Source organism: Arthrobacter sp. I3, assembly GCF_000520575.1.
Lineage (GTDB): Bacteria > Actinomycetota > Actinomycetes > Actinomycetales > Micrococcaceae > Arthrobacter > Arthrobacter humicola_A.
Genome location: NZ_KI914930.1, coordinates 31,732 through 43,356, shown reverse-complemented (window position 1 = coordinate 43,356; position 11,625 = coordinate 31,732). Strand labels below are relative to the sequence as shown.

Sequence of the window (11,625 nt, the reverse complement as noted above, 5' to 3'; positions counted from 1 at the left end):
ACGCTCCCTTAGACGCATGCTGCCGGAGACCGGACCCGAAGGGGCCCCTGTTCACCTCTGTCCCCGAGCCCATACCTAGTTAGGAACCGACAATGGCTGTTGGAGTCTTCGATCTCTTTTCCATCGGCATAGGGCCATCCAGTTCCCACACGGTGGGACCGATGCGGGCCGCCGCGGTCTTCGCCGAGGAGCTCAAGGCCTCCGGGGACCTGGAGAAGGTGGCGTCGCTGCGGGTGGACCTGTACGGCTCCCTCGCCGCCACCGGGCACGGGCACGGCACCATGACCGCGATCCTGCTGGGCCTGGAGGGCTTCCATCCCGAGCAGATCCTGCCCGAGGAAGTGGAGGGTCGGCTGGCCGCGATCGCTGAGACCGGGAAACTGCAGCTGGCCGGTTCCGTGCCGCTGCCCTATGGGGTGCAGGACATGATCCTGCGGCCCCTGACCATCCTGCCCCGGCACACCAACGGCATGAGCTTCACGGTCTCCGACGCCGACGGCGAAGTCCTGCACAAGGCGACGTTCTTCTCCGTGGGCGGCGGCTTCATTGTCCGCGAGGGCGAGGAGGACGCGGCCCTGAAGGAACTCGACGAATCCAAGAAGGAACTGCCGCTGCCGTTCCGCACCGCCGCTGAACTGCTGGGCCGTTGCCAGTCCAAGGGCCTCTCGATCGGGCAGATCATGTTCGTCAACGAGCGCGCCTCCCGCACCGAGGCGGAGATCCGGGACGGGTTGCTGCACATCTACTCGGTGATGGAAGGCTGCGTCGAGGTCAGCCTCAAACGCGAAGGGTTGCTGCCGGGCGGGCTCAAGGTCCGCCGCCGGGCGCCGGACTGGCACAAACGCCTCATGAAGGAAACCCTCGGCCAGGACCCCGAGTACCGGGATCCGAAGTACTGGCAGGAATGGGTGAACCTGATCGCGCTGGCCGTGAACGAGGAAAACGCCTCCGGCGGCCGCGTCGTCACCGCCCCCACGAACGGCGCCGCCGGGATCATCCCGGCCGTGCTCTACTACGCGCTGCACTTCGCCCCCGGCATGGACAAGGCCACCCAGGCCGACCGCGACGACACGATCGTCAGGTTCCTGCTGACCGCCGGCGCGATCGGGGTGCTGTACAAGGAGCAGGCCTCGATTTCCGGGGCGGAAGTCGGCTGCCAGGGCGAGGTGGGCTCGGCGTCCTCGATGGCGGCCGCCGGCCTGGCCGAAGTCATGGGCGGCACGCCCCAGCAGGTGGAGAACGCCGCGGAAATCGCGATGGAACACAACCTGGGCCTGACCTGCGATCCGATCGGCGGGCTCGTGCAGGTCCCGTGCATCGAACGCAACGCGATCGCCGCCGCGAAGGCCATCAACGCCGCCAAGATGGCGCTCTGGGGCGACGGCACGCACCGGGTCTCCCTCGACGAAGTCATCGTGACCATGCGCGAAACCGGCAAGGACATGAGCTCCAAATACAAGGAAACCGCAATGGGCGGCCTCGCCGTCAACGTCGTGGAGTGCTAGGAAGCTGACCGCCGCCGGCCGGGGCTGCCGTGGCGCTGGCCGGCGGCTCCGGCTGTGCAACCTACAACTAGCGCCTGCAGCTGTGCAGGCCCTAGTTGTGCAGTGCCGCCCAAAGGTTCAGCGAGGATGCGTACACGATCCACGACAGGTAGGGCAGCATCAGCAGTCCTGCCGTCCGGCTGATCGGTCCGAAGAGCACCACCGTCACGGCCACGGCTACGGCCAAAGCCACGATGATCCCGAACGCGATCCACAGCGCCGGCGTCCCGAGCGCCGGGTACAGGGCGAAGAAGACTGGCGTCCAGAGCAGGTTCAGCCCCAACTGCACGCCGTAGGCTGTCAGGGCCGCTTTGGACCCCGGGGCGCGGCTGCGCCAGACCAGCCACGCCGCGACGGCCATGGCGGCGTACAGGACCGTCCAGACGGGCCCGAAAACCCAGTTCGGCGGGGACCACGGGGCCTTGTCCGCGGTGGCGTACCAGCCGTTGACGTGGTTGGCCGTGGCCAGGCCGCCCAAGGCCGCAACGAGCGCAGACGCGCCGAGGAACAGCAGCAGCGCGACCACCTGGGAGAAGCCGCCGCCCGTACCGCTTCCGACGCCCTTAGAGTGGCCGCCGGGCGCCCCGGGACGGCCTTCCAGCGGTTGTTGCTGAGCGTGCATGAGACCAGCGTAACCGCCTGACCCGGACCGGCGGCAGGGTGCGGACCGATAGACTTGGGGCTGCATGTCCGCATGCCGCCGAAGCTCGTACCGCAATGATTGGATACCGCACCCTTGCGAGAATTCACTGCCCGTTTTGCCTCTGCCGAAGAGATTGCCAACTGGGATGCCCACGTCACCGCGAACCCCAACGGCGGCAATCTCCTGCAATCGGAAGCCTTCGCCGAGGTCAAACAGCACTTTGGCTGGAAGCCCTTGCACCTGGTGTACGAGTCGGCCGATTACACGAGCTATAACCTGGTCCTGGAGAAGTCCTTTCCGGTCCTCGGCAAGCTCTGGTACCTGATCAAGGGACCCGACGTGGCGTCCGTCGAGGACATCCCCGGGATCGTCGCGGCGAACGCGGACTTCGTCAAAAGGGCCAAGCTGGGCGTCTTCGCGATCAAGATCGAACCGGATGTTGTCTTGTCCGACGACGCCGCGCGGATCCTTGAGGGCGCCGGCCTGGTCAAGACCCACAACCTGCAGCCGAACGACTCCACGGCGCTGCTCGATATTGCGCCCGAGGAAAACCAGCTGCTGCGCAACCTGCATTCCCGGGGCCGCAACGCCGTGCGCCGCGCCATCCGCGAGGGCGTGGAAGTCCACAACGTCGAGCCCACGGAAGAGAACTTCCGGGCCATGTATGCCCTGATGACCACCACGGTGGAAGCCAAGTCCCAGGTCCGGGTGCGCGAGTACGAGTACTACCGCCAGTTCTGGACCAACTTCCTGGCCCGGGACCAGGGCAGGCTGCTCTTCGTGTACGAAAACGGGGTGCCCTCGGTGGGCGCGTTCGTGATCAACTACGGCCGCAAGGGAACGTACAAGGACGGCGGCTCCCTGCAGAATCGTGGCCAGTACGGTGACTCGCACCTCGTGCAGTGGACCGCGATCAACCAGGTCAAGGACCTCGGCTGCACCGAATACGACTTCTGCGGCACGCCGCCGAGCCACAAGCTCAAGGACACGTCGAACCCATTCCATGGGCTGGGGCTCTTCAAGACCAGCTTCAGCAAGACCGTGACCGACTTCGTCGGCTGCTATGACCAGGTTCTGAGCCCGCTGAAGTACAAGGCCTGGATGACGGCGGGGGAGCGCGTCGCACGCCAGGTCTACACCCGGCGCACGGGCCAGCAGTTTTACTAAACCGAGCCAAAGACAATCAAGGTCAGCCAGGACAGTGAAGAGGCCGGAATGAACAACGGAACCGACGGCCACCGCAGGCCACCCACGGACGGCCTGCCCCGGACCCAGCCGATGTCGGCCATGCAGGTGCGCCAGGACGCCGCCGCCAAGAGGATGCTGCGCCGCCTGGTCCAGGGCGAAAACCCGCCCACCGCGCCGATGAGCATCGTCGACCGGCTCGCCGGCAGCCCCTACGCCAACCCGATGATTCAGGTTGGCGGGGTGGATGCCGCAGCCCGCAAGACCATCGATTTCGCCCTGAAGCTGGCCGAATCCATGTTCCGGTACGGGGCCGGCGCCCTCGAAGTCGAGACCAGCATCATCGCCATCACCGCCGCGCTTGGCCTCAAGAACATCGAGGTGGACATCACCAACCAGTCGGTGGCCATCAACTACGCACCCAAGGACCAGACGCCCATCTCACTGCTGCGGGTGGTGCGGTCCTGGACCAACAACTACGCGGGCCTCTCGCAAGTGCACCAGCTGGTGACAGACATCGTGGCCGGCGGCGTCGGCCGCGAGGAAGCCGTGCGCCGGCTTGAGGACATCACCCGCAGCGCCAAGCCGTTCCCGCGGTGGATGGTCACCGTGGCCTTCGGCGTGTTCTCTGCCGTTTTCGTCGGTGTCCTGGGCGGCGGACTGGGCGCCTCGGTCGTCGCGTTCCTCTCCAACCTTCTGGTCAGCCTGCTGGCCCGCCAGCTGGGCCGCTGGCGTACGCCGGACTTCTTCATCACTGCCTCGTGTTCGTTCCTGGTGACCATCATCGCCCTGCTGCTGTGGCGCTTCGGCAGCCCGCTTGGAGTGCAGATTGCCCCCGAAATCGTGGTGGTCGGCGGGATCCTGCTGCTCCTGCCGACGGGACGCCTGGTGTCCTCGGTGCAGGATGCGATCAACGGCTTCCCCGTCACGGCGGCCGGCCGGTTCCTGTCCACCATGCTGACTTTCGGGGCGCTGGTCGCCGGCATCGCCGTCGGGTTCGTCGTGGGGGACATGACCGGCATGGATCCCATAGACGTCACCAAAACATTCCCGCCCAAGTATGACTTGTGGGTGATCGTCATCCTGATCGCCATCGCGGTGCTGATGATCGGCATCACGGAACAGACCAGCTGGAAGCTGCTGCTGCCGACGGCGGCCGTGGGGGTGGTGGGCTACCTGGTCCTCATCGGCGGCGACGCCCTGGGCATCGGATCCCGCTTCGCCCCGGCCCTCGCTGCCGTGGTGATCGGCCTGCTGGCCCGCGTCGTGGCCCTCCGGATGGGCGCCCCACAGCTGGTGGTGGCCGTTCCCGCCGCCCTGATTCTGCTCCCCGGACTCACTATATTCCGGTCGATGTATGTATTGACCATCGAGGAATCGGAGATTCTCATGGGCGCCGGCGGGATGCTCAACGCCGGGGCCATCGTGCTCGGTGTCGCTGCGGGCATCGTGCTCGGCGACACCCTGGCGCGGCCCCTGACGCGGAGCCTGGCGAGCAACGAACGGCGCAGGGCCCGCCGCCGCTAGATCTTGCGAGGAATGCCCGTCGGCTCCCCTAAGGCGCCGGGTTTCCCCACTTTTGCCGGGACGCGACGGCGTGTCAGCCCGCCGCGCCGGCGTGTCCCGGCGTCGTGGTGGCAAAGGTGGGGAAACTCCGCAGCGCCAAATCTCGCTCTGCTAGATCTTGTGCCGTCAGATCTTGCGCCGTTAGATCTTGCGCCGTTAGATCTTGCCGATCGGGAGCTTCTTCTCCGCCTGGAAGTCGTCCTCCACCCGGCCCTTGGCCCAGTAGCCGGAGAGTGACACCTGGGCCCGCTCCAGCCCGCGCTGCACGTAGAACACGTCCCGGAGGCCCTTCATGTAGCCCCGCTCGCCGTGGGCAAAGACCTGCACCCGGCCCTCGGGCCACTCGGCGTCGCGGACCGCCGTGACCAGCAGTTCGCTCTCACCGGCGGGGGCGCCCCCGCGCAGCAGCCAGCGCAGTTCGACGCCGGCCGGCCCGGCGATGGCCTGGACGTCGGCGTCGCTGTCCACTTCGAGCAGGGCGAGGCCGCGGGCATCCTCCGGCAGGGATTCGATCGCGGCGCCGATGGCCGGCAACGCTGATTCATCGCCGGCAAACAGGTACCAATCCGCGGCCGGATCCGGGTTGTACCCGCCGCCGGGGCCGGTGAAAGTCAGTCGATCGCCGGGCTGGGCCGAAGCCGCCCAGGGGCCGGCGAGCCCCTCGTCGCCGTGGATCACAAAGTCAATGGCCAGTTCCTGCGCCGCCGGGTCCACCCAGCGGACCGTATAGGTCCGGGTGTGCGGCCACTGACTGCGCGGCATGGTTTCCCGGATGGCCCACAAATCCAGCGGATCCGGGTATTCGACGCCGGGTTGCGGAAAGACGATCTTGACGTACCGGTCCACATAGTCGTTGTTGACGAACCCGGCGAAGCCAGGGCCCCCGGCGATGATCCGGACCATGTGCGGGGAGAGCTGCTCCCTGCGCAGGACCGTCAGATCGGTCTGGGGGCGCGAGTTCCGGGTGGCGGTGGTGGCTGCGGGGACGGATGTCATGCAGCTAAGCCTAACCAAGAACCCCCGGCGGGAGCATTGCGCGGAGGCCTGTTACGGCAACGGCGGAAGCTCCCAGTCGACCGTGCCGTTGCCTTGTTCCAGCAGCAGGGCGTTGGCCCGGCTGAAGGGCCGGGACCCGAAGAAGCCGCGCGAGGCCGATAACGGGCTGGGGTGGGCGCTGGCGATCACGGCGGCGGACCCCAGCAGCGGCCGCACGGACTCGGCATCCTTCCCCCACAGGATCGCCACCAGGGGGGCATGGCCCGCACCGGATACGGACGAGCGGCCGGCGACGGCCCGGATGGCCGCCGCCGTCACGGCCTCCCAGCCTTTGTTCCGGTGCGAGCCCGCCGCGCCGGCACGGACGCTGAGCACCCTGTTGAGCAGCAGTACGCCTTGGTCAGCCCAGTGGCTGAGGTCCCCGTGGACGCGCGGGGGGAAGCCGAGATCGGCCTGAAGTTCCTTGTAGATGTTTGCCAGGCTGCGGGGGATCGGCCGGGTGGCGCCGTCCACGGCGAAGGACAACCCCACGGCGTGCCCCGGCGTCGGATACGGGTCCTGGCCCACCACCAGCACGCGGACGCCGGCCAGGGGCTGCCGGAAAGCCCGCAGCAGGTTTGCCGGCGAGGGCAGTACACCATGCCCGGCGGCCACTTCGCCCGCGACAAAGGCGAGGGCTTCGCGCAACTGCGCCTCCACCGGCGCCAGCGGCTCCGCCCAGTCCGGAGCAACCAGCGCGCCCAGCGGCCGGCGGGCCAGGTCCGCGAAGCTGAGGGTGTCCGCGGCTGCGGGCTCCAGCTCGAACAGCGCGTCGGGTTCACTGGCGGGGTCAGACTCGGCATCAAACACAGCACCCATTCTTCCCCAGCTGCGGCCCGTTTCTGCGCCCGCCCGAATGACAACCCTGTCATTCGGCCGTAGCATGGGGACTGACTTTTTACCGGATCCAGCCAGGTTTTTTGGAATCAGCCAGGGAGTGTGTCGTGGCCGAAACAGCGCAAGAGCACGTGCTCGCGGGGGATTCTGCTGTCTTCCCAACCGCCGGCGCGAGTCCGGACGGGGTGTCGGCGGAGTCTGCGCTGAGCGCCCGCGACCAGCAGATGCTGGCCTTGGAACGGCAATGGTGGAAGTACGCCGGGGCCAAGGAACAGGCCATCCGTGAGCTGTTCGATCTGTCCGCCACGCACTACTACCAGATCCTCAATGCCCTCATCGATACCGAGGATGCGCTGGCCCACGATCCCATGCTGGTCAAGAGATTGCGTAGACTACGTACATCACGCCAACGTGCCCGCACTGCCCGTCGTCTGGGAACAGACTCGTAAAGTCGCGTCACGAGCAGCCGGATGTGCACGTCCTGTTGCGTCCGTTCCGGCTCGGGCACCCCGTATGAAATCAGCAAGGACGTCGTTTTACCATGACCAAATACGCTCGGGATGAATTTGATCGGGTCCCGGAGACCTCTGCCCGGCAGGGAGTCCACCGGGCCGTCGCGGCATCGCGGCGGCGGAGCCTGGCGCCGATCCTGGCGGCCGGCTGCGTAGCCCTGGCCATCGGCCTGGTGGCCTTCCTGATCCTGCCGAAGCTCGGCTTCTCCGCAGGCCAGGCCGCGGCCGTGACCGCCGGTGGCAGCGCGTCCGCATCTGCCAGCAGCAGCCCGTCCGCCACGAGCACCGTGAGCCCCAGTCCGACGCCGACGAGCCCGGAGCCGGTCGGCACGGACGCCGCCGCGCCGGCGGCTTCGCCGTCAGCTACGCCGAGCGCCACAGCCGCCGCTGTCGACAAGACGCAGCCGGTGACGATCTACAACGCGACCACCACCGCCGGCCTAGCCACCCGCGTCGGCGGCACCGTCACCTCCGACGGCTGGGTCCTGGGCGAGACAGGCAACTGGGGCGGTGTCCCGCAACAGACGTCGGTGATCTTCTACAGCGGCATCGAGCAGAAGGACAATGCGGAGGCACTCGGAGCCCTCCTCGGCGTGGACACCCTCGTGGACTCTGCCGAGTTCAACATGCCCCTTGTCGTCGTGCTCGGCCCCGGCTACCAGTAGCCAATCCGGTTACGCCTCAATAACTATTAGGCGGCGGCCCTGCCCGCCGCCGGCGTTCCTGGGGGACGCTGTGGGTACAGTATCTGCGGATTTCTCTTCGCAGTCCGCGGCGCACATCGAGATGGGCCGCACGCAAGCTAGCTGAAAGTGTGGACACCATGGCACTGGGAACCGTCAAATGGTTCAACGCCGAAAAGGGCTACGGCTTCATCTCCGTGGACGGTTCCGAGAACGACGTCTTCGTGCACTGGTCCGCGATCGTCGGGGAAGGCTACCGCGCCCTGGACGAGGGCCAGCGTGTGGAACTGGAAGTCGGCGAGGGCGAAAAGGGCCCGCAGGCCGAAAGCGTCCGGCCCGCCTAGTGGTACTGGCTGCCGTCACGAACGCCCCAAGGAACGCGGCCGGGCGCCGCGGAGGACATTTGCCGTTGGGCCGCGCCCTGGCGGCGGGCACAGTAGCGGCCCTGGCCCTGACGGGCTGCCTGGGCCCCGCGGGCAGCGCCCGCGTGGCCAGCGCGGACGCCAGCGGTGACGGCACCCTGCGCATCGGCCTGATCCTGGACAACACCGGCAAGCAGAACTTCCTCAACGCTTCCGAGCTCGCGGCGGCCAAACTTGCCGTCAAGGAGATCAACGCTGCCGGCGGGCACAAAGGCAAACCGGTGGAGCTGCTGCCGGAAACCATCAGCACGGACGCCGCAGCCCAGGCGAAAGCGCTGGTTGCCGCCAAGGCCGACGTCGTGATCGGCCCGACCGATTCCAGCCGTGCCCCGGCCGCCATCGACGTGCTGGCCAACGCCAAGGTGGCCGTGATCTCCCCGGCCAACACCGCCGCCGCGCTCAGCAACTACAAGAGCGGCGGCTACTATTTCCGCACCTCGGCCGCCGACACCGCCCAGGCCTCCGTCCTCGCCAAACTGGTCAAAGACGGCGGCGCCAGGACCCTGGCGGTGCTGCATGAGGAAGGCGACTACGGCAAAGACGTCGCCGCCGCCGTCGGCGGTGCGGCGAAACAGTCCGGACTGGAAGTCGTGGCGGACGTGGAGTTCACCCCCGGCCAGGCGCAGCAGGCTGTCGCCGCCGCAAAGGCCGCCAACCCCGACGCCGTCATCCTGGTCTCGCGCGACGGCGCACAGGGCGCCATCGCCGAGCTGAACAACGCCGGACTCGCCGGCAAGAAGCTGGTCCTCAGCGACGGAGCAGTCAGCAAGTACGGCTCTGGCCTGGGCGCCCGGGCGCTCGATGGTGCACGCGGGATTCTGCCCGGCGTGTTTCCCTCCGCCGCCTTCCAGGCGGACCTCTTGGCCGTTGATCCCGGGCTGAAGGACATGGTGTTCGCCGCCGAGACGTACGACGCCCTCGTCCTGGCCGCCGTCGCCGCCGCCGCAGCAGAGGACGATGCCGGGACCTCCATCGCAGCGTCCCTCGTCGCGGTCTCCGGCGGAACGCCCGCGGCAGGCGGAACCGGGGCCGGCGGCAGCCAGCCGCCCAGCAAGTCATGCACGAGCTACAAGGACTGCGTCGGCGTCCTCCGGGCAGGCCAGCGGCCCGACTACGACGGCCGGTCCGGACGGATCAACTTTGATGCCCACGGCGACATCACCGAATCGAACTATATGGTTTCGACTTACGGCGAGGACAACCTGCCCACGGTGGACGGCACGGAAGCCGCGAGCAGCAGCGGCGGCTGATCGCTCGTAGCGTATTGTGCCCGCGTGGCGGCCGGTTCGGGCCGGCCACTGCTTGCACTCTCCCCGGGGGAGTGCTAATTATTGATTTAGCACTCCAGCGCACTGACTGCTAACACGACGCCCGGTCCGCCCGGCCGCGAAGTGGGGCAGCCGGTCCAGGAGCTAAAGAAACACCTTGCTGGGGTGAGATCCCGGACCCGGCGGCATACAGAGGCCGCAGGGTAGGGATCGTCCGTCGCGGGCACCACAGCGAAGGTTCATTCTTAACGACTGTCCCGAAAGGACTACTGCCGTTATGGCCAAGATCATTGCATTTGATGAAGAGGCACGCCGCGGTCTTGAGCGGGGCCTGAACATCCTCGCCGACGCCGTCAAGGTCACCCTCGGCCCGCGGGGACGCAACGTCGTCCTCGAAAAGAAGTGGGGCGCCCCCACGATCACCAACGATGGTGTTTCCATCGCCAAGGAGATCGAGCTGGACGATCCCTACGAAAAGATCGGCGCCGAGCTGGTCAAGGAAGTTGCCAAGAAGACGGATGACGTCGCAGGCGACGGCACCACCACCGCAACCGTGCTGGCACAGGCCCTGGTCAAGGAAGGCCTGCGCAACGTCGCGGCCGGCGCTGACCCGCTGTCCCTCAAGCGCGGCATCGAGAAGGCTGTTGACGCGGTCACCATCGAGCTCCTGGCCTCCGCCAAGGAAATCGAGACCAAGGAAGAGATCGCCGCCACCGCGTCCATCTCCGCCGGCGACAACGAGATCGGCGCCCTGATCGCCGAAGCCCTCGACAAGGTCGGCAAGGAAGGCGTCATCACCGTCGAGGAGTCGAACACGTTCGGCCTCGAGCTGGAGCTGACCGAAGGCATGCGCTTCGACAAGGGCTACATCTCCGCCTACTTCGTCACCGACGCCGAGCGCCAGGAAACGGTCCTTGAGGATCCGTACATCCTGATCGTCAACTCCAAGATCTCCAACGTCAAGGAACTGGTTGCTGTCCTGGAAAAGGTCATGCAGTCCAACAAGCCGCTGCTGATCATTGCCGAAGACATCGAGGGCGAGGCCCTGGCCACCCTGATCGTCAACAAGATCCGTGGCACCTTCAAGTCCGTCGCCGTCAAGGCTCCGGGCTTCGGCGACCGCCGCAAGGCGCAGCTGGCCGACATCGCCATCCTCACCGGTGGCCAGGTCATCTCCGAGGAAGTCGGCCTCAAGCTTGAGACCGCCGGACTCGAACTCCTTGGCAAGGCCCGCAAGGTTGTTGTCACCAAGGACGAGACCACCATCGTCGAGGGTGCAGGCGACGCCGACCAGATCGCCGGCCGCGTGTCCCAGATCCGCGCCGAGATCGAGAACTCCGATTCCGACTACGACCGCGAGAAGCTGCAGGAGCGCCTGGCCAAGCTGGCCGGCGGCGTTGCAGTCATCAAGGCCGGCGCCGCAACCGAGGTCGAGCTCAAGGAACGCAAGCACCGCATTGAGGACGCCGTCCGCAACGCCAAGGCTGCTGTCGAAGAGGGCATCGTCGCCGGCGGTGGCGTTGCCCTGATCCAGGCCGGCGCCAAGGCATTCGCGAACCTGCAGCTCTCCGGTGACGAAGCAACGGGCGCGAACATCGTCCGCGTTGCCATCGACGCCCCGCTGAAGCAGATCGCCTTCAACGCCGGCCTCGAGCCCGGCGTCGTCGTGGACAAGGTCCGCGGCCTGCCCGCAGGCCACGGCCTCAACGCCGCCACCGGCGAGTACGTCGACCTGCTGGCCGCCGGCATCAACGACCCGGTCAAGGTAACCCGCTCTGCCCTGCAGAACGCGGCTTCCATCGCCGGCCTGTTCCTCACCACCGAGGCCGTTGTAGCCGACAAGCCCGAGAAGGGTGGCGCCCCGATGGGCGGCGGCGACGACATGGGCGGCATGGGCGGCATGGGCGGTTTCTAACCACCCGCGCCAGCC

Annotated in this window: 11 protein-coding genes; 8 read left to right on the top strand and 3 right to left on the bottom strand. The window is 67.3% G+C overall.

Features of this window, described 5'->3' with window-relative positions:
* Nucleotides 1-92 precede the first annotated feature (92 nt).
* Nucleotides 93-1,505 carry an L-serine ammonia-lyase gene (locus tag Y706_RS0113315; protein ID WP_028276963.1) on the top strand — a complete coding sequence of 471 codons (1,413 nt, stop codon included), beginning with the start codon at nt 93-95 and terminating at the stop codon, nt 1,503-1,505.
* A gap of 91 nt (nt 1,506-1,596) precedes the next feature.
* Here Y706_RS0113315 and Y706_RS0113310 read toward each other — a convergent pair whose 3' ends face one another.
* Nucleotides 1,597-2,166 carry a TspO/MBR family protein gene (locus Y706_RS0113310; protein ID WP_028276962.1) on the bottom strand — a complete coding sequence of 190 codons (570 nt, stop codon included), beginning with the start codon at nt 2,164-2,166 and terminating at the stop codon, nt 1,597-1,599.
* A gap of 114 nt (nt 2,167-2,280) precedes the next feature.
* Between Y706_RS0113310 and Y706_RS0113305 the strand changes: the two genes are divergently transcribed.
* Both Y706_RS0113305 and Y706_RS0113300 read left to right on the top strand, forming a co-directional pair.
* Nucleotides 2,281-3,354, top strand: a complete 1,074-nt coding sequence (locus tag Y706_RS0113305) for a lipid II:glycine glycyltransferase FemX (RefSeq protein WP_028276961.1) — start codon at nt 2,281-2,283, stop codon at nt 3,352-3,354.
* Nucleotides 3,355-3,402: 48 nt separating this feature from the next.
* Nucleotides 3,403-4,899: a threonine/serine exporter family protein gene (locus tag Y706_RS0113300; RefSeq protein WP_028276960.1), complete on the top strand. Its 1,497-nt coding sequence runs from the start codon at nt 3,403-3,405 to the stop codon at nt 4,897-4,899.
* 195 nt (nt 4,900-5,094) lie between these two features.
* Here Y706_RS0113300 and Y706_RS0113295 read toward each other — a convergent pair whose 3' ends face one another.
* Together Y706_RS0113295 and Y706_RS0113290 are read right to left on the bottom strand one after the other, a co-directional pair.
* Nucleotides 5,095-5,934 carry a siderophore-interacting protein gene (locus Y706_RS0113295; RefSeq protein WP_028276959.1) on the bottom strand — a complete coding sequence of 280 codons (840 nt, stop codon included), beginning with the start codon at nt 5,932-5,934 and terminating at the stop codon, nt 5,095-5,097.
* A 51-nt stretch (nt 5,935-5,985) separates the two neighbouring features.
* Nucleotides 5,986-6,792, bottom strand: coding sequence for a uracil-DNA glycosylase (locus Y706_RS0113290; protein ID WP_043436149.1), 807 nt, complete (start codon nt 6,790-6,792; stop codon nt 5,986-5,988).
* Nucleotides 6,793-6,995: 203 nt separating this feature from the next.
* Between Y706_RS0113290 and Y706_RS0113285 the strand changes: the two genes are divergently transcribed.
* The 5 genes from Y706_RS0113285 (at nt 6,996) to groL (ending at nt 11,610) form a co-directional block, all read left to right on the top strand.
* A complete protein-coding gene (locus Y706_RS0113285) occupies nt 6,996-7,259 on the top strand; it encodes a DUF3263 domain-containing protein (RefSeq protein ID WP_223915291.1) in 264 nt (87 codons plus the stop codon).
* 92 nt (nt 7,260-7,351) lie between these two features.
* Complete coding sequence (locus Y706_RS0113280) at nt 7,352-7,987, top strand: LytR C-terminal domain-containing protein (RefSeq protein WP_028276956.1); 636 nt, start codon at nt 7,352-7,354, stop codon at nt 7,985-7,987.
* A gap of 158 nt (nt 7,988-8,145) precedes the next feature.
* Complete coding sequence (locus Y706_RS0113275; RefSeq protein ID WP_028276955.1) at nt 8,146-8,349, top strand: cold-shock protein; 204 nt, start codon at nt 8,146-8,148, stop codon at nt 8,347-8,349.
* A 59-nt stretch (nt 8,350-8,408) separates the two neighbouring features.
* Nucleotides 8,409-9,677 (top strand): ABC transporter substrate-binding protein, encoded by a 1,269-nt coding sequence (locus Y706_RS0113270; RefSeq protein WP_028276954.1) that lies wholly within the window; start codon nt 8,409-8,411, stop codon nt 9,675-9,677.
* Between the two features lie 295 nt (nt 9,678-9,972).
* Complete coding sequence (gene groL / locus Y706_RS0113265; protein ID WP_028276953.1) at nt 9,973-11,610, top strand: chaperonin GroEL; 1,638 nt, start codon at nt 9,973-9,975, stop codon at nt 11,608-11,610.
* Nucleotides 11,611-11,625 lie beyond the last annotated feature (15 nt).